This is a genomic window from Niabella aurantiaca DSM 17617, assembly GCF_000374125.1.
Classification (GTDB): domain Bacteria; phylum Bacteroidota; class Bacteroidia; order Chitinophagales; family Chitinophagaceae; genus Niabella; species Niabella aurantiaca.
Map to the genome: position 1 here is coordinate 220345 of NZ_KB893648.1, position 19997 is coordinate 240341.

The 19997-nt window shown below is 49.7% G+C and carries 12 protein-coding genes; 8 read left to right on the forward strand and 4 right to left on the reverse strand.

The features are described 5' to 3' along the window. Positions 1–76 precede the first annotated feature (76 nt). From B160_RS0126730 to B160_RS0126760, 6 genes are all read left to right on the forward strand, one after another. Complete coding sequence (locus B160_RS0126730) at positions 77–2149, forward strand: DUF5696 domain-containing protein (protein ID WP_018631047.1); 2073 nt, start codon at positions 77–79, stop codon at positions 2147–2149. Continuing rightward, the gene (locus B160_RS0126735; protein WP_018631048.1) at positions 2146–4686 is read left to right on the forward strand and encodes a glycosyl hydrolase family 95 catalytic domain-containing protein; all 2541 of its coding nucleotides are present in this window, start codon (positions 2146–2148) and stop codon (positions 4684–4686) included. The genes B160_RS0126730 and B160_RS0126735 overlap by 4 nt, the downstream gene beginning before the upstream one ends. A 149-nt stretch (positions 4687–4835) precedes the next feature. Continuing rightward, positions 4836–6794 (forward strand): SGNH/GDSL hydrolase family protein, encoded by a 1959-nt coding sequence (locus B160_RS0126740; protein ID WP_018631049.1) that lies wholly within the window; start codon positions 4836–4838, stop codon positions 6792–6794. A gap of 117 nt (positions 6795–6911) precedes the next feature. Next, entirely contained in the window at positions 6912–8696 is a 1785-nt protein-coding gene (locus tag B160_RS0126745) for an alpha-L-fucosidase (protein ID WP_157558250.1), read from the forward strand. A 221-nt stretch (positions 8697–8917) separates the two neighbouring features. Beyond that, entirely contained in the window at positions 8918–10450 is a 1533-nt protein-coding gene (locus B160_RS0126750; RefSeq protein ID WP_018631051.1) for a sialate O-acetylesterase, read from the forward strand. Positions 10451–10647: 197 nt separating this feature from the next. After that, entirely contained in the window at positions 10648–11781 is a 1134-nt protein-coding gene (locus tag B160_RS0126760; RefSeq protein WP_018631053.1) for a glycoside hydrolase family 88/105 protein, read from the forward strand. A gap of 35 nt (positions 11782–11816) precedes the next feature. Here B160_RS0126760 and B160_RS0126765 read toward each other — a convergent pair whose 3' ends face one another. Then, positions 11817–13325, reverse strand: coding sequence for a hypothetical protein (locus B160_RS0126765; protein WP_018631054.1), 1509 nt, complete (start codon positions 13323–13325; stop codon positions 11817–11819). 268 nt (positions 13326–13593) lie between these two features. Next, entirely contained in the window at positions 13594–14271 is a 678-nt protein-coding gene (locus tag B160_RS0126775; protein WP_018631056.1) for a metal-dependent hydrolase, read from the reverse strand. 215 nt (positions 14272–14486) lie between these two features. On the opposite strand from B160_RS0126775, the gene B160_RS0126780 reads away from it, so the two are divergent. Together B160_RS0126780 and B160_RS0126790 are read left to right on the forward strand one after the other, a co-directional pair. Beyond that, positions 14487–14864 (forward strand): hypothetical protein, encoded by a 378-nt coding sequence (locus B160_RS0126780; protein ID WP_018631057.1) that lies wholly within the window; start codon positions 14487–14489, stop codon positions 14862–14864. 190 nt (positions 14865–15054) lie between these two features. Then, entirely contained in the window at positions 15055–16641 is a 1587-nt protein-coding gene (locus B160_RS0126790) for a hypothetical protein (protein ID WP_018631059.1), read from the forward strand. 65 nt (positions 16642–16706) lie between these two features. On the opposite strand, the gene B160_RS0126795 is transcribed toward B160_RS0126790, so the two are convergent. Continuing rightward, positions 16707–17900, reverse strand: coding sequence for a hypothetical protein (locus B160_RS0126795; RefSeq protein WP_018631060.1), 1194 nt, complete (start codon positions 17898–17900; stop codon positions 16707–16709). Between the two features lie 120 nt (positions 17901–18020). Beyond that, positions 18021–19796 (reverse strand): L,D-transpeptidase family protein, encoded by a 1776-nt coding sequence (locus tag B160_RS0126800; RefSeq protein WP_083927762.1) that lies wholly within the window; start codon positions 19794–19796, stop codon positions 18021–18023. Positions 19797–19997 lie beyond the last annotated feature (201 nt).

Consider the following 19997-nt stretch of genomic DNA (forward strand, 5'->3'; position numbering starts at 1 on the left):
GCTGATAGCAAAAGCTCTTGTACCTTTTTAGTGCCTCAGCGGCAAACAAAAATCTTCATTAACAAACGAAATCATTATGCAAAATAAAAAACAGAACCGGGGAATCCTTTTCCTGATATACTATTGCGGTTGCATGGGGCTTGCCCTGTTCTGCAGCATGGGGGCAGGCGCGCAGCGGCCCATGGCCACGCAAAAGCCCCCCGTTTTTAAGAATACGATCTTCGGTGCGCCGGAAGTGACCGTACGCAAAACGGCCGGCGTATGGACGATCGCAGGTAAAAAGAATACGGTTTCCCTTAAAAGCAGTGATCTTTCGCTTGGGGTAAAGACCGCCGGAAGTGATTGGCATTTTTTCCCTTCCCGGGATGGTGATCTGATCATAAAAGACCAGGGCAAAGAAAGAACGCTCCGGCTTGCGGCAGCGCCGCAAAAAAAGATCGTCTATTACAACACCGGCTACAAGTCGGGCGTTCAGATAAACCTGGCCGGCTGGCCCGGCACCGATCTGAAGCTCTTTCTTACCCTCGCATTGGAAGGTCCTGCCGAAGAGCTGGTATTTGATATTGCTGCCGGGGAAAGGAATACGGTGGTGCGCAAGCTCGACTGGCCGGCGGCGCTGGATGCATCCACGGTAGATTATACACTGCTGAGCAATGTGCGGGGCGTATTGCTGCCCCGCAACTGGCCAAAGCCCTATCATCCGATACGGACCTCTGAGCCGGACGGAACGATCACCAGAACCGACCGGAGCGAACTGCAAAGCAATGTGATCGAAGACTGGTCCATGTCGTGGTGGGGGTTCCAGAAGGGCACTTCGGCGATGATGCTGATCGTGGAAACACCTAATGACGCGGCCTACCAGTTCCGGCATCCTGCCGGAGGTCCCACTGTTATCGGTCCGCGCTGGCGTTCCACCCTGGGGAAGCTCGGCTATCCCCGAACAGTGCGTATGTGCTTTTTTGAAAAAGGAAACTATGTGGATATGGCAAAGCGCTACCGGCAGTATGCCATTGAAACCGGCTTATTTGTATCGTTAAAAGACAAAGTAGCTGCAAAGCCGCAGGTTGGCAGTCTGATCGGCACGCCCATTGTCCGCTCCGGGATCCTTACCGATTATCTTCCGGGAAGCGCCCGCTGGAAGCGGGATTCCGCCACCCGGCATGCGATGGTTACGTTTGATCAGCGCGCGGAGCAGTTCCGGCTGTGGAAGGCAAAAGGGTTATCCAGCCTGATGGTAGTGCTCACCGGCTGGCCAAAGCTGGGATACGACCGTCAGCATCCCGATGTACTGCCCCCGGCCCCGGCAGCAGGTGGCTGGGAAGGAATGCGGCGGCTGGGCCGGGAGCTGAAGGCCATGGGCTATCTTTTTGGCCTGCACGACCAGTACCGCGATTATTATGTGGATGCACCTTCCTTTAACACACAGTTCGCCATTCACGAAGAAGACAGCACTGCACTGCCGGCGATCTTTCCGGGTACACGCTTTGGCGATTATAAAGAAGGACAGGTCCCCTACATGGACTACTGGGATGGCGGGAAAATGTCTTACCTGAACAGCCGGTTCATGCTGGGGCATATGAAAAAAAATTACCAGTGGCTGTTTGATCATGAGATCAAACCCCAGGCTTCTTATCTTGATGTGTTTGGATATGTGCCGCCCGATGAAGACTTTAATCCGCAGAACCGGGTAACGCGCACTGATGCCCTGAACGACCGTATCAAGCTGTACCGCTGGGCCAAAGCGCACCTGGGCATAGTAGGTACCGAAACCGCCTGTGACTGGACCGTGCCCTATGTGGATTTTTCATCCCCGCTGAAAGCGCGGAACGGCATCACGGTTCCCCTGTGGGATTTGGTATACCACGATGCCATCCTTACCACTTATAACCCTGCAGATCTATACGGCTTGCTGAATGCGGGGCTGCCGCAGCTGGGCAGGGATTTTGACGCGGGGCCAGCGGCACTGGCGCAGGTAAAGCGGATGAGCGCCCTGAACAGACGACTGGCTTTTACGGAAATGACCAATCATGAATTTTTGAACAGGGAGTTGACTAAAGAGCGTACAACTTTTTCTGACGGTACCACCATAACTGTGGACTGGGATAAAAAAACAACGACCATCAGTCCGGAAATAAAAGAATCATTATGAGAAAAATAATTGCAATACTGGGCGGGCTGCTTTGTTGTCTGTCCATCATGGGACAGGGTATAAAACAAACGGGTTCCGCTTTATTTGAAGTGAATTATAAAAAGCTGGTCTCAAGGGCCGACCTGGTGTATGATCAACCTGCATCGCGCAGCGAAGCCGGGCAGCCGGTGGGTAACGGGCGTATGGGCAGCCTGGTATGGACCACCCCTTCGCAGATCCGGATGCAGATCAACCGGGTGGATGTGTTTGCCAGTAATTCATCCTCCAATAATTTTTATGAACGGAACACGGATTACTGCGGCGGCACGGGTTATGTAGACCTGGATTTTGGAGCACCGGTATTTTCGGGTAAAGACTTCCGGCAGCAGTTGTCCTGTTATGATGCTGTTTCAACGGTGTCCGGCAAAGCGGTGCAGGCACAGGTGCTGGCCTGGAACGAGGAAGATGTGATGGCAGTGAATGTTCATGATGCCCGTGCCGGTGGGCGTTCGCTGCTGGTGAACCTGCGCACATTGCGGATGCCGGTTACACGGAGGGGCAATCATTCGGCGATATCCACCATCGAAACCGCAGGAGACCGGATCCTGCTAAAACAGGTATTTAAAGAGGACGGTTACTATTGCAGCTCGGCAGTGGTCATCGGGCTTAGGGGCAGTAAGGTAACGGCAGAAAAGACAAATGCTACCTGTGTGCGCCTGGGTATGGTTCCCGGCGCGCAAAATGCTACGGTATTCATTGCGAGCGCAGCTTCTTTTGATTCCAGCGTGAACGTGGTGGCAGCGGCTAACCGAAAGCTGGATGCAGCGGAGCAGAAGGGGTTTCAGTCGATCTATAATTCCAACAAACAGTGGTGGGCCAGCTTCTGGAAGCAGTCTTTTGTACAGCTGAGCAGTGCCGACGGGATAGCCGATTTTATTGAAAAGAATTATACCTATTTCCTGTATGTAATGGGCTCCAGCTCCCGGGGCGATTTTCCCACAAAATTCAACGGGATGCTCTGGACCACCGGTGGCGATGCGCGCCAGTGGGGAGGCGCTTTCTGGGGCGCCAATCAAAGCTGTTATTACGAAGCGTTGTATCCCACCAATCATCTCGAATTGATGGACCCGATGTTCCGGATGTACACCCGTGCATATCCCTCATTTAAAAAAGCGGCCATACAGCAGTGGGGGTCAAAGGGCATCTTTATCCCGGAGACGGTAGGGTTTGACGGTGTGCCTGCATTGCCGGAGGATATCGCTGCGGAAATGCGCGATCTTTACCTGCTCCGGAAACCCTGGGCACAGCGTTCTAAAAAATTTATGGATTATGCATTTACCAAGCAGCCCTTCCTCAGTCGCTGGAACTGGAAGCATACCGGCGAATGGAAACAGGGTGTGTGGGAATACACGGAACGTGGGGATGGTCCATACGGGCCGGTGAACCATATCTTTTCGCGGGGTGCAAAAATTGCTTACCAATACTGGCAGAAGTACGAGTATACAAAAGACCTCGGCTGGCTGCGGGATAAGGCCTATCCGTTGCTAAAAGGAATGGCGGAATTTTACCGCAATTTTCCCAACGTGAAGAAAGAGCGGGATGGCAAATATCATATCCGGCATGTGAACGACAATGAGTCGATCTGGGGCGGGCACAATACAGTGGAAGAGATCTCATCGATGATGGGCATTTTTCCGGTGGTGATCAAAGCCTCCGAACTGTTAAACACGGATGCAGCGCTGCGCCCGGTATGGAAGGAATTTATAACACATCTTTCGCAGCTACCCACAACGAAGGATTATCCGGATATGGCCGGCCGGCCGGAGACCTGGGTAGGATCGCTGCCACCTACCAGTCCCATACGCGGAAACGGCAGGCGGTTACCGGATGGCAATACCATGCCGGTTTGGTTCTTCGACCTCTGCAACCCCGGAGGTGATCCTGCAATGCTGGCCGTTGCTAACAATACATTCGATGGGTATTTTAAGAACGCAGCACCGGAGCAAACTTTTCCTCATGTTTTATCAAAGATACCGGCGGCGGCGGCGGTGCTGGGGCGGGCGGACGCCGTCCGCTATCTGATCCCCAACCAGCTGAAGGGTGCCACACGGAACCCGGTCCTTGAAAACCGCATGGACCTGAGCGAAGGTTTTTATACCACAAATATCCAACGCATCGGCCGGGCATCCGATGCATTGCACCTGGCCCTGTGCCAGAGCGCACCGCCTGCCCCCGGTGGTGATCCGGTGATCCGGGTGTTCCCCGCCTGGCCCAAAAGCTGGGATGCACGGTTCCGTTTGCTCAGCAGGGGAAATTTTATGACCGCCGCTGCCATAAAGGACGGCCACACGGTTTTTGTAGAGATCGTTTCCGGCAGTGGCGGAACCTGCCGTGTGCAGAACCCCTGGCCGGACCGCCGGGTGACGGTGTACAAAAACGGCAAAAGCTTTCGCACAACAAAAGAAGCCCTTCTTGTTTTTCCAACAAAAGCAGGCGACCGGTTTGTAATAACCCTGCCCGGAACCAGCCTGGCACAGCTGAAACAAAGCGTACCATAAACGGATAAAGGAATGGCGGACGGCGGGTGGCAAAAATGTTTAGAGGAATGCCAATAGCGGTCAATGAATTCCGGCAGCGGTAACAGGTCATGTGTAAAACTTCACTTATTTTGTAGCAGGTTTGCCGGAATAAAGAGAATGCAATGCGAATGAAAAGTAAAAAATGGTGGCTGCTGTTGCTGATAAGCGGGTTCTGTATAGGCTCCACCTGCGGACAGGTAGTTACCGATCTGAAAGAGAGCGACTGGAAAGGGTTCAAACGGCATAATTTCCGGTTGAATGGTAATGCTGCCTGGTATGCAGTACCGCATACGCCATTGCCCGGTAAGCCCTGGGTATGGCGTGCTTATTTTCCGGACTGGCATACAGATATGGATAGTGTGCTGCTGTCGAAAGGGGTGTACATCGCTTATATCAATGCGAGCGACCGTTTTGGGCATTCGGGTGCCGTGAACCTGTGGGATGATTTTTACAATTACCTCGTTACCCGGCAGCAGTTTGCCCCGCGGCCTGCATTGGAAGCGGTAAGCCGGGGCGGGCTGTATGCGTACGCCTGGGCAAAGCGGAACCCATCGAAGGTGAGTTGCATTTATGCGGAAGCGCCGGTTTGCGATTTTACCAGCTGGCCGGCGGGGAAAGGAAAGGGAAAAGGAACACCTGCAGAATGGAAAAAACTGCTGCATGTTTACGGGCTGACGGAGGCGCAGGCCCTGCAGTACCCGGATCAGCCAAAGGACAACCTTGAGGCGCTGGCTTCCTATAAAGTTCCGATCCTTCATGTGATCGGCTTGCAGGACAAGATTGTACCGGCAGAAGAGAATACACTGGTGCTGGTACAAAACTATGTGCGGAACGGAGGCCCGGCAACCATTATCCCAATGACCCGCGGAAAACAGGAGCTGGAGGGGCATCATTTTCCGATAACGGATGTGGAGACCCTGGCCGGCTTTGTGTATAAAAATGTGCTCCGGAAGCCGCAGCCCTTACCGGCAGCCGATTTCATCCACTCGTATGGAAACCTGGACAACCTGCGGTTCCGCATTCAACATAAAGAGGATGTAACGGTGGCTTTCCTGGGTGGGTCCATTACCAATATGAAGGGCTGGCGTGATAAGGTAGGACGTTATCTTGCAGAGCGGTACCCGGGAACGCATTTCCGTTTTTTAAATGCAGGCATTCCCTCCCTCGGAAGTTTGCCCCACGCATTCCGGCTGCAGGAAGACGTGCTGGACAAAGGGCGGGTTGACCTGTTATTTATAGAAGCAGCGGTAAACGACCGTGTTAATGGAACGCCGGGAACACAGCAGCGACGGGCACTGGAGGGCATCGTTCGCCATGCGCTTGCGGCCAATCCTGCTATGGATATCGTGCTGATGGGCTTTGCCGATGAATTTAAGCTATCCGATTATCGGGCAGGAAAATTGCCCGCAGAGATCGGGATACATGAAGATGTAGCGCGGCATTACGGACTTCCGTTTATCAACCTGGCGGCAGCAGTGTATGCAAGGATCGCTCATAAGGAATTTACCTGGGAGGACGATTTTAAAAACCTGCATCCTTCGCCTTTTGGGCAGGAATGGTACGCGGATGCAATAAAGACCCTGCTGCAAACGCAGCTGAACGGCGAAGCGCCCCGGGCAGCGGTTGCAAAAAAAATGCCCCGGCCTATGAATGTGCTTCATTATGCAAAGGGGAGCTACGTGCCTGTAAAGAAAGCTTCGGCGGGCAACGGGTTTGTGTGGGTGCCGTCCTGGCAACCGTCGGATGGGGCAGGCACAAGACCGGGTTTTGTAAAAGTGCCCGTACTGGAAGGAACGGCAGCCGGCGCTTCAACCATGCTTTCATTTGAAGGCACAGCGGTGGGCATTGCGGTGGTTTCAGGTCCGGATGCCGGCAAGATCCGCTATTCCATCGATGGCCGGCCGGAACAAACGGCGGACCTTTATACGCAATGGAGCAAGGGTCTGCATCTGCCCTGGTACCTGCTGCTGGGCGACGGGTTAAAAAAAGGAAGGCACCGGCTGAAGATCTCGATCGCAGGTGAACACGATCCGCAATCGAAAGGGAATGCGGTGCGGATCGTACATTTTTTGGTAAATGGCAGGTAGTGCCCCGGGAAGGATGAATGTTCCGGAGGCTCAAAAAGCTGATAGAAGTTCAGGGATCCGGTAATTCGGTGGCAATAAAACCGGTTGGATCCTGCAGCGTTAAACTGTAAAAAGAAAATGAGATTTATTTTAATGGCATTCTGTGCAGTCCTGTCGGTTTGCGGCAATGCACAGCAGGGTATGGAAGAAATGTGGGACAAGTCGTCTGCGGCCAAAGAACATCCCAATATACAATGGTTTAAGGAAGCTAAATTCGGGTTATTCATCCACTGGGGGTTATATTCCCAGCTGGCCGGCACCTGGGACGGAAAGAATTACTATGGCAGCGGGGAGTGGATCATGAACCAGGCAAAGATACCGGTGAGCCGGTACCGGAAAGTAGCGGAAAGCTTCAACCCGGTGAACTTTAACGCGGAGGAATGGGCACAGCTGGCGAAGGACGCCGGTATTAAATACATGGTGATCACGGCCAAGCACCATGAAGGGTTCTCGATGTTTGATTCCAAAGTGACGGACTTTGATATCGTGGATGCAACGCCCTACAAAAAGGATCCGATGAAGGCATTGGCCGCGGCAACAAGAAAAAGAGGCATCCGGTTCGGGTTCTATTATTCGCAGTTCCAGGACTGGTATGAACCGGACGGTGGCAGGAATACCTGGGATTTTGATGAATCGAAAAAAGACTATCAGAAATATTACCAAAAAAAGGCCATACCGCAGCTGAAGGAATTGCTCACCAATTATGGTCCCCTGGGCATTGTTTGGTTTGATACGCCGGGTGGCATGACCAAAGAGCAGACCCAGGCTTTTGTGGATGAGCTGCGTGTATTGCAGCCCGGCAGCTTGTTCAGCAGCAGGGTGGGGCAGGGCCTGGGCGATTATAAAGATTTTGGTGATTCCGAAGTACCGCAGGTCCCCATCAAGGGAGCCTGGGAGTCTATTTACACACACAATGACTCCTGGGGCTATATTGCGCACGACATGAACTTTAAATCATCCCATGAGATCATCCGGCTATTGTCAAACGTAGCCTCAAAAGGAGGCAACCTGATGTTGAATGTGGGGCCGGATGGTAAAGGGAATATTCCTTACTATTCGATAAAATACCTGAAAGAGACCGGGGCCTGGTTGCGGAAAAACGGGGAGAGCATTTATGCCACTACGTTTGGCCAGATACCGGCGCAGCCCTGGGGCGTCACTACTTCCCGGCCGGGCAAGCTGTACCTGCATGTATGGGAACGCCCGGAAAACGGAAGCTTGCTGGTGCCCGGTTTTGGCAATGCCATTACAGGGGTATATGCATTAACCGATAAAAGGCCGCTTCCTTTTCGGCGGCAGGGGGGAGATCTGATCGTAAATATGGCTTCCCTTCCGCAGGAGTATACACCAGATAAAGTGCTGGTGGTAGCGTACAGGGGAGCACCACCCGCCTATGATGCAGCGGCGCCTGTTACGGTTTCCCCCCAATATGCGGTTAATAATGTGGATGCCGTATTTGCAAAAACGAGCGGCGCCGCAAAAACGCAATCGCTTACGTACAGCCACTATTTTGGCGACTGGAAACATACGACCTGCGTTACCGGTATGCAATCGCCGGAGGATGCGGCTTCGTTTACGGTAAGGATCACCGGGCCGGGCGATTATAAGCTGATCCTGGAGTATGCCTGCCCACAGGAAAGCGCCAGGCAGGAGGGCCGGCTGGAGGTGGAGGGAAAAACCTATATGTTCCGGACATTGAGGACCTCGGAGTTTGATAAGTCGGCGCCCCTGATGTTTATCAAACACCCGGTCACCATTTTCAGTGCGAAGAGTGCGGGGATATATACCATCACCGTTCGCCCTTACCGGCAGGGGAAGGAATTATTTAAATTGAAGGGCATTATTGCGGAGCCACTGAAGTAAAAGAATATTTTTTAGCCGTTGTAGAAAAGCAATACCGTAACCGGGGAAGGCGTTCAGAAGTGCTGGGGAATGTCGAAATGAAAGAATGACGTGAAAAAAATTATATAGGAAGGTTCAAATAATCAGCTCCATAGGAGCGCAATATTTGATAGCACCCGGTATTATAGAACAGAGCCCGGCAGAGGCGGCCGGTTAAAAAAGGAACACATAAAGATTAAGGAATGAAATTGAAAAGTCTGTTTTATTTACTGTTCTTATGCATCAGTATTAACGGTGCTGCTGCTGTAAAACTTCCGGCTGTTATTGCGGATCATATGGTTTTGCGGCAAAAGACAACGGTAGCCTTGTGGGGATGGGCAGATGCCGGCGAGCACATTACCATCCGGTGTAGCTGGAATCGGCAGCCGGTAAGGGTTACAGCCGGTGCAGACGGACGCTGGCTGGCGCATGTAACAACCACTGCGGCGGGCGGCCCTTATACCATTGCGTTCAGCGGCACAAACACGATCACCGTGCAGGACGTGCTGCTGGGAGAAGTGTGGTTGTGCTCCGGGCAATCGAATATGGCGTTTCCGCTGGCAAAGCAAAGCGCCTGGCGAACGGGGGTTGTCGGTTACGAAAAAGAAGTAGCAAAGGCCACGCATCCCCTTTTGCGCCTGTTTACGGTGCAGCAGGAGGTGGCCGCAGATCCGCAGCCGGATCTGCGGGGCAGCTGGACCGCCTGCACACCGGAAACAGCCGCTGCCTTTTCCGCTGTGGCCTATTATTTCGGCAGGGAAATCCAGGAAGCCACCGGGGTGCCGGTAGGGCTGATCCATTCTTCCTGGGGAGGAACACCGGCAGAATCCTGGACACGCAGGGAAGTGCTGAATGCAGACAGTGACCTGCGGGTGATCCTGGATCGTTATGAGGCGGCTGTAAAAAATTATCCGAAAGACCAGGACCGGTACCGGCAGGAGCTGCGGCAGTGGCTGAATGATTCGGCGGCGCATCCCGGAACGGTCCGTAAAAAGCCGGCACGCCCGGTGGATCCGGAGAAGAACTCCAAATCCCCCACCAAGCTGTACAACGCCATGATCCACCCCCTTGTTCCCTTTACATTGAGCGGCACCATCTGGTACCAGGGAGAATCCAATGCCAGCAGGGCTTATCAATACCGCAAACTATTTCCGGCAATGATCCGCAGCTGGAGGAAAGAATGGAAGGCCCGTTTTCCATTTTATTTTGTTCAGATCGCCCCGCATCGCCAGCAGAGCCCGGAGATCCGGGAGGCGCAGTTGCTGACGTATAAAACGGTGCCCGGTACGGGAATGGCGGTGATTACTGATGCCGGCGATTCGCTGGATATTCATCCCCGGAACAAAGCCGTAGTAGGCCACCGTCTTGCCCTGTGGGCGCTGGCAAAAACCTATGGCAGGAAGGATATTGTTTTTTCCGGACCACTGTATCAGTCAACAAAACGGGAGGGCACTAAAATGCGGATCCGCTTTTCTTTTGCGGACGGCGGGTTGGTGGCCAAAGAAGGAGCGTTGACCGGGTTCACCATTGCGGGGGCCGACCGGAAGTTTGTGCCGGCAACTGCCGTAATAGAAGGCAATACGGTGGTGGTTTCGGGCAGCGGTGTTACAGCGCCCGTTGCCGTACGGTTTGGCTGGACCACCGTTCCGCATGCGGTACTGTTCAACAATGCCGGGTTGCCGGCTTCGCCCTTCCGGACGGATGACTGGCCGGGCGAAACGATCAATAATCATTAAAAGGAGTTGTTTGGACTTTCAGGATCGTAGCAAACAGGCCGCCCCGACGGGCTTTATGCTGCTTCATTGATCCATGTTGCATAATATTCTTACGGGGCCGGAGGGCAGTCTGCCGGTAAAAACCGAGCTGCGATTTTTGAGCCCGTCGGGGCAACATTAAAAAAAGTTTAACAACTTCAAAAATTAAAAACATACAAATGAAGCGTACTTCTTTTTTATTCGCAGCCGCAATGGTGCTTACGGGCGCCGGGGCCGCTGCACAAACTTCCGGGAATGACGGTCTTAAGAACTGGCCTGCGGGCAGTTCGCCGAAGGAGATCGGTAACAGGATCGCCAACCGGTTTGTAGCCACGCCGCATACGAATTTTAACCGGCCGGGTCCTCCCCGCGTGATCACATACCCCGAAACCTGTACCTGGTACGGGGCGCTGACCTTTGCGAAGGTTACGGGCGATAAATCGCTGACAAAACAGTTGGCAGCACGCTTTGAGCCGTTGCTGGACGGCCGTGATACGCTGGTTCCGGTGCCGGACCATGTAGATTATACCGTGTTTGGCTCTGTGCCGTTTGAATTGTATATGCAAACAAAAGACAAGCGTTATCTGAAGCTGGGGAAACATTTTGCCGACAAGCAATGGGGGCCGCCGGAAGGTAAAAGGGTAACAGCGGCGTCGTACCGGTTTTATAACAAGGGGCTCACCTGGCAAACCCGTTTATGGATCGATGATATGTTCATGATCACCGCGGTGCAATCGCAGGCATACCGTGCCACCGGCAACCGGAGTTATATTGATAAGGCAGCGAATGAAATGGTGTTTTACCTGGATTCTTTGCAGCAGCCCAACGGTTTATTTTATCATGCTCCGGATGTGCCGTATTTCTGGGGCAGGGGAGATGGGTGGATGGCCGTAGGAATGAGCGAGCTTTTGCGTTCGCTTCCGAAGGACAATCCCAACCGGCAGCGCATTATGGAAGGGTACAAAAAAATGATGGCCACCTTGCTGAAATACCAGGCACCGGATGGAATGTGGCGGCAGCTGATCGATGATCCGGAGTCGTGGAAGGAAACTTCCTGCACCGGTATGTTTACCTGCGCATTCATCACCGGTGTAAAAGAAGGATGGCTGGATCCGAAGCAGTACGGCCCCGCTGCCCGCAAGGCCTGGCTGGCGCTGATCGGATACATCAATGCTGATGATGATATTACTGATGTTTGCGAGGGCACCAATAAGAAGAATGACCGCCAGTATTATCTTGATCGCAAGCGGAATACGGGGGATCTCCATGGTCAGGCACCCTTGCTCTGGTGCGCTACGGCATTGCTGCGTTAAGACCAGACCTGTTAGGTCTTTAAAATCTAACAGGTCTATCTATGGTTTTTCCTGGCATTTAGCTGCGCCAGGTAAAGTGAGGCTGGCTCGAGTCCTTTTTTATTCCGGCCTTCCCATTCGCCATCCGGCCGTTCCGGGAGCCGGCCGGTTGTTTTTTTTCCATTAAGCCCGATGCAATAATTTTTACCGGAAACCCAGGGGCTTTGCACTGTTGCGCTTTTGGCGCTGCAATTCCACAGTACCTGGTTCACCCCTGCCCAGCCATGACCACTTCCCCAGTTTCCCCGGTCCTGTATATTTATTTCCCCATCGGTGGTGATATTGTCGTATAAAGTCCCCATTGCCCAGCGGTGGTGCGGGCCAATGTCCGCATGGGTATTGGCAGCGGTGCAATTATAAAAAACGTTGGGACCGCAAACCCTGGCACCGGTCACATAATCGTGGCGGCCATCCCTGGCCTTGCAGTTCATAAACAGGTTCATTTGCCCCGTATTGTTAAAAGAATAACGCCGTCCGCCGGTGATAATGGATTTATGGTCGGAACAGGAACAATTAAGTACGGAAATGTTCCTGGACAGGCTCCCGAGATTTACACAGGAATAGGCGAAATATCTGGCGCTTACATTTCGTACCCAGCCGTTTTCGATCCGGTTCAGTGCTACGGCATCCCAGGAATGGTTCTCCGCGGTGTCGGATGTATATGAAGAAGCACAGCTCAGGTTCTCGATACCAACATTGGAGATCCGGCCTTCAAAGCTGTATTTATAAACCGTAGCGGTATTGTACCGGCCTTCCATGGCCATCACCACGGGGTTATCAATAAAAAGGGTATTGCCTTCAATGCGGGTAATGGTCCGCTGAAATTTAAAGTCATACTCTTTGGCCCGCCATTGTTTGGTGCCGGGCCGTTCAACGATCTGGTTCATCTTCAGGTCTTCGATCCATTGGTCTTTAGCCGTCCAGTGAATGATCACCGGGTCTCCGGGCCTAAAAGTACCTGCAGATTTTACCGGGATGGCGGTGCTGCCTACCGGCACATAATCCGTCGCAACGGGTGTGCGGGTTCCGTCTATTTCTTTAGGATCGCCGGTTCCGGATACATCGATCAGTGCACGCCTTTCTGTGCCTTCGGCAACCAGGAGGGTTTCATCGCCCTCACCGCGCAACACAATGCCACTGGTGTTTATCTTTATATTTTTTTGTATGTGATAGCTGCCTTTTTTCAGCAGGATGGTTCCTCGGAAACCGTTCCTGTCCGGCGCTTTTTTTGCCAGGGCATCGATGGCGTTTTGAATGGCGCTTTCCGCGCCCGGGCCGGGACTAATGGTTTGTACAACAGGTACCTCGGGTATGGGAACATTTCCGGTACGGTAGCCCACGCGGCTGAAATCGGGAATGGTATTGCCTTTTTCGTCTGCCTTGTAAGTAAGTGTTCCGTTGTTGTTTAACACTACAAAGGAGGACTGCCAGTTCTGCACCGCTTTAAAAGAAAATGCGAAGAAACAAACTGCCAGTAAACTGAAAGAAGCGCCGTTCATTTGCATATGAAAACGTATTTTATTGAAGGATAAAATTCACTAAAAAAGCAAAACAACGGTGCCGCAGGTTAAAATAGCTGAATACTTGGGTAATTTTAGAATTTGAAAATGTGGAGATGTGGAAATGTTGCAGATGCTTCAATCCGCGGGGATCCTTTTCTGTTTTGTGGAACAGGAATGTCAATGGATTTGGAAACCCGTATGGCTTCAATGCTGAACATTCGGCAATCGTCCATTGAGCATGAAACCGGATCCAGCACGGAACCTTCAAACCTTACAGGTCATAGGAGCGACCTATTTCCGGGATCAGCAAGGTTTTTCCGGCCGCTTTAAAAAGATCCGTTGCTGCCGCATGGTCTATCCTGATATAGCCGAAGGTGTCAAAATGCACACCAATGATGTTGTTGCATTGGATAAAGTCGCTGGCTTTTACCGCGTCGCGCGGGTTCATGGTAAAGTTGCCGCCAATGGGCAAAATAGCCGTATCTATTTTTGCATAATGGGGTACCAGCTGCATGTCGAGCATTAAGCTGGTATCGCCGCTGTAGTAAAAGTTGTGATGGGGAGATGCCAGGATAAAGCCGCCGGCCGCGCCCGCATAGCTGCCATCGGAAAAGCTGCTGGAGTGTTGTGCCTGCATATAGGTAAGGGTGCCAAAGTCAAAATCATAAGAACCGAAGTTCATCGGGTGCACCTGTGTAATGCCTTGCTGCTGCAGCCTGCTGATGATCTCAAAATTGCTGATCACCAATGCCCCGGTCCGCTTTGCAATGGGCACCAGGTCTGCCGTATGATCGCCATGCCCGTGGCTTACCAGGATATAATCGGCTTCAATGGTATTGATGTCAATATCCTTTGCGAGCTCATTTCCGGTAATAAAAGGGTCAAAAAGAAATTTTTTACTATCGATCTCGATCAGAAAACAGGACTGACCATAAAATGTAAATTTCATGATAAGGATTTTTAACAAAAATAGCTATATCAACCCGGCATGCAAAATCTCGTGGAACTCAATAGGATGAGCCGTTTAGAAAAGAGCGTAAGGGCTGTTTTCCCATGTATCGATCATGTAAGAAATGTTAAAACAAAATCGTATATCCATAGTTTGGCATTGTGCTTGTCTTACATAATATGTAATTTTTTTTAATCTTATAAAACTGAGATTCTATGAAGCAACTTTTGAAATTTTTAAGCCTTATGCTGATTGCAGGAACGGTAGTGCTGGCTTCTTGCAGCAAGAACGATGATCCAACTGATAATGATTTTTTTGCTGGAACCTACAAGGGTATGGTTGATTATAATAATAATCAGATTCACAGCGAAAATGGAAGTGTTTTTGTTACCAAAATAGGAAGCGCTACAAAGTATAACTTTCGATTCTCCGATAATATTCCCGATCTTAATGGAATTGAATTTGAAAAGCAGGGAGATGCTATTATAAGTGTTGGCAATAATGCAACGTATTATATAAAAATAACTAATAATCAGCTTACCATGATATATAAACAAGGGGATAACATATGGAAAGCGAATTGTACTAGGTAGAAAGTTATTTTATCAAATAGACATATGACCGGCGTAATGCCGGTCTTTTTTATGAACATCAATACACATTTCGACTTGAAAGCTGATAAGACCTACATAACGAGGGTGGTTCGGAAAATGAATTTAAAATAAACTTGTTAAAGAAAGGATAAACTTTTATTTTTGAGTATTAACCTAAAAATGAATAATCATGAAAAAAGTTAACCTTTTAACCCTCCTTTTTATGCTGTTGTCTTTTGCTTGTAAAAAAAATGATGACGCAAATGCATTTTTAAAGCCCAAACCTCAAGACACTGAAAAAAAGGACCTTCTGCAAATTTCTTTTGCAAAAATATTAGCCGCTGCGGTATATGAAAACAAAGAGTTGAGAGCCTTTATAAAAGAAGAAGCACTTACTATGTTTGATAATGATTATGATATTCTATATCATGATGTTAAAAACAAATACATTGGAGATGGAACCTTTGCAGAGATATTAGCAAAATATGCTGGTTCTCCGGCAAGATTGGATTCAATAGTGAACGAGCTGCCTCTATTGACTATATTTATTCCTACCCTGCCCAGTAACTTTAGTCCAAATTCGTGGAATGCCGAGACGGAAATACCTAAGGTTGCCGTAAGGCTTCATTCTAATTACGAAACTCCTTATTATGATAAAGCAGGTAGGGAATTTAAAATCTCAAAAGAGCTTATTCCCGGATTTCCCTTATTGGTTGTAAAAGAGAATGAAAGAGTTAGAATTTCAGCAGGGCAGATAACACCCCGGGCATTACAAAGTACTTCCAACGAGGTAATGAAGTATGAATTTATTGACGAGGTTTTTGATGGCTCAAAGAATAAATTGAGAGGCACATCTTCACACTTAAAAAGTACCGCAATTATCATTGGAGAGTATTTCGGTAAATCTTCTTTAGTTAAGGCTAGAGCCCTAACAGGCGATGCTTCTTCAACTGTTCCTTCAGTTTTAAGCACTCCGGATGCTACTGCAATAACTGCATTTAAAAATAATTATGATTGGCAGCGAGATTATATTTATTATGGACTAACTCCGACTATTCCTAAGGGGAAGTTAAAACAAAATTATAGCGAATATTTGTCATATTTTCATTTTCCGTATGAAACTGCAGCAGAGGCATTCAGTAAAATCTCAGATCAATCTCCGGATCCGGCATACAATCCAATTATCACCACGAGCCAATATAATAGTGGATCCTATTGGACCGACGGGTATTTTGAATTTCAAGTTGATGTACTCATAAATGGTATTAACGGAGCGGGACAAACCTTGACGAAGTATTTTACTGCAAGGGCGGACCAGCTCTTTTATTTGGAATATGAACCTTATACCCCAATTTATTATAGAATTAAAAAAGTAGGAGCATTACTATTTAATCCTAATTTGGAGCTAATTCCTTGGGATTTGCAAAGCTATGGTATGGCATGGAAGTTTCGCATATCTGAAAAAGATCCTAGTGAGGAACGTACATATTCCCAGGAGTCAACTTCTACTTTTGCAACGAATTTTGAAGTAGACGTGAGTGGTGGCGAAAAGGTTAAAGTAGGTATGAAGTTTGGCCTTAGCTCGACAACAACTCATAAGTCGACCTTTACTCAGCGATATATGTTAAATTCTGATGATTTAGGCGAGGCGATATTAACTTTCGATCAACCTATAATTGTTATGCAACAAGGAACTGACAATTTCCCCGTTTATCATTTAAGAGCAATAACTTCTGGATGGTATGCTATTGCTGTAGAGCCCAGAAGGGTTTATTAGCCATTTGGTTGTGTGCAATAATAGTGTGTAATAAACTAAGGCTGGCTTTGATGCCGGCCTTTTTGCTACAATACCGGGTGCATCTTAAAAGGTTTTTTACGGTCAAAATTGTAACGGTAGGTGGTCAGCCGGCGGCTTTTATAGGTGCCCAGCGATTCCGCCACATTGATCATTTTGGGATTGAACTCCCCGATCCATTGCATTTCATACTGATCATAGATGGGCGTGCCGATCCGGTATTCCCCGTTTGTAATGGTCAGGTTCTGGATGCGTTTACAGCCTTCAATGATCATATAGGCATCGGCGCCCTTGCCCTGGAACTCCGGTACGATCCCAAATACCAGCCCTACAAATTTGTTGCAGGGTTTTGTTTTTTTGTACCACAGGAACTTTAATTTATCCAGCAGGCCAAACTTCCCATTCAGCAGCTTAAACCACTGGTTCAGATCGGGGAGGTTCAGCCAGATGCCGATGGGTTCCTTTTTGTAATAGATCAGCCAGCAGATCCGTTCATCCAGCACGGCCTTCATACTTTGGAACATTTTCAGGGCCACCTTCTCTTCCAGTTGCTTCAGCCCCCCGTGGCCCGCCCATGCTTTATTGTACACGTAGGTAAAATCGCGGGCGTATTGATCCAGGTTGTTTTTTTTGATGTTGTCAGAGGAGTAGTTGGGATCCTTGGAAAGCACGGCGTGCCGTTCGTAAAATTTTTCCTGTATCCGGTCTTTTACCCGAAGTCCAAAGCAGGCCTGGTAAAAAAAAGGGTTGAAGCCATAAGTTTCAAACAGCTCCCTGTAATAGGGCGGGTTGTAATTCATGCAATAAAGCGGCGGCTCAAAACCTTCTGTCAGCAGGCCCCACCATTTATCGCGTTCGCCAAAATTAATGGGGCCGTCCATTGCCGTCATGCCCCTTTCCTGCAGCCATTCCCTTGCCGTATCCAGCAGCAGGTTAGCGGCCTCCTGGTTATTGATGCAGTCAAAAAAGCCCACACCGCCTACGGGGCCATCATCGCCCTTGGTCTTGTACTTTTTATTTACAAAAGCAGCTATGCGTCCAATCAGCTGTCCTCCGGCGTCCTTTAATATCCACCGCATGGCAGTTCCAAAACGGAAGGCCTTGTTTTTAGCGGGATCAAAAACTTCTTCTACGTCTTTATCCAGCGGCCGTACATAATTGGGGTCGTTTTTATTGATGCGCACATTTACGGCTAAAAAAGCCTTTGCCTGTTCCGGAGTGGTAACCTCTTCAACTTTCATCCGGCAAAATTATTGTTTCAGGTTTAAAGTTCAGGGTTGGGATTCCACGTTTAGCCAGGACCCACTTCTCACTACCAACATCTCACTATTGATACCCCACTTCTCATTATTGACGGCTCCCTATTCACGTTCCCCAACCCTCTTCAAACTATCCCGTTTCCGTTTCTCCTTCCGTTCCAGCTCTTTTTGTTTTATGGAGTCTTTGATGCGTTGCAGGCTGTCCCGGATTGCCTTCTGGCGGCTCCAGGTAGTGCCCACACTGTTGAGGAACATTTTTTTGGCAATAATGGCATCGTGCCCGTAAATGTCCTCCCGGAAATTTAGCTCGTTATTGTCATTGACCCATGCTGTAAAATAGGTGATCAGTACGGGTATGGGCCGCTTTACACGCACGTATTTTTCCTTGTAGCTGTGCATCGCCGAATCGATTTTCCGGCTGTTCCAGCGGGCTGTATCCTCCAGTACATATTCCGCAAATTTTGCAGGATCCTTCAACCGGATGCAGCCATGGCTGAAGCTGCGTTTGTCTTTGTTGAACAAGCTTTTTGCAGGCGAGTCGTGGAAATAAATATTATAACTGTTCGGGAACAGGAATTTTACCAGGCCCAGCGAGTTCCAGGGGCCGGGTTTCTGGCGTACCTGGCCGTTTAGGATCTCCATATGATTGCGTGCCAGGTAAGCGGCGCTCGGGCGGCCGCCCATTTCCTTTTTCACAATGCTGGTAGGTACGTTCCAGTAAGGGCTGAATACAACGGTTTTCAGCACGCCCGTAAATACTGTGGTATTGTTGCTTTCTTTTCCTACAACAACGTTCATATCCCATGCCGGCTTTCCGTTTTCATAAACGTGCAGTTTATATTCCGGAATGTTGACCATGATGGCCCTGCCGGAGTCCCGGGTCTCGATCGGGATCCAGCGCATCCGCTCCATGTTGATCAGGATCTGCTGGATGCGTTCGTCAACCGAAACATTGAGGTCCTTTAAAAAGGTTTTACCGGCCTTTCCGTCCGGCTTATACCCGTAATGCTGTTTCACGGCATTGACCGCAGTTGCCAGCGTCGAATCGTAAACGTTCGTAAGGGTACTGTCTTCCCCTTCCAGGAATCCTTCAACCTTCAGGCGCTTTTTCAGCGCCAGGACGGCGGCATCTTTATAACCTTTTTTCATTTCCTCCACCTTGCTGTTTACCCGGGGCCAGCCACCTGCGTCCTTAATGGCCTTGTATTGCTGCAGTTTTTTCCGCAGGGCGGTGTACTGGGGATTGCGCGGGGCAAAGGCCTCGGAGAATTGCCCCTTTGCGGCAATAACCGAATCGAGCATGGCTTCCAGCGTCAATTTCTTTTTGGGAATATACCACTCCAGGGTTTTCATATCAAAGCTGGCGTCATAAGCATATTCATGATCTGCATACAGGTACAAATATTTGGTAAGCGACAGCTCCAGGTTCTGGAATGCCGAGTCGTTTTTGATCTTTACAGATTCGCGGGAAGTGATCAGCGATTCCATTTTTGCGGTCAGCGCCTTATTGTAAACCGTGGAGTCCTTTGAATAGTTGAGGTAGTTCTTCAGCAGGTTCCAGAAAGAAATGGTATGCTCCGGGATGCCTTCCGGGGAGAACCAGGCGTACTGGTAGTTACGGCTGTTGTAAAAGCTTTTGATCCGGTTTACGAGGGTGTCGCTGAGGCTGCTGTCGGCCGCCAGGAAACCGTTTACAAGGCTGCTGTCGATAAACAGCTGGTTAAAGGCATTGCTGGTATCGATGGTGACATCGACCCTGGTTACCGGTTTTTCCACGCGGATTACCTTTTTCCGTTCCTTCTTTTCTTCATTTTTACAGGAAATAACACCCAAAAACAGCAACAAGGTTAAGGTAAGTACGAATTTTCTGACAGTCATTGGATAATCAATTATAAAGCGCACCGTAATATTACAGAACTTATTTCAATTTTTTTGGCAGGGAAGGGAATAAGCTCCGGATTGCCGGAAGGCGGTTCTGTCTCCTGGGCGAATGTTTTTCATGTTCAAATAAGTTTAAACGTGTGTATGGCACACAAAAATACAGGCAAAGACCTGATAAATGCGTTTTTTCCACAGGTT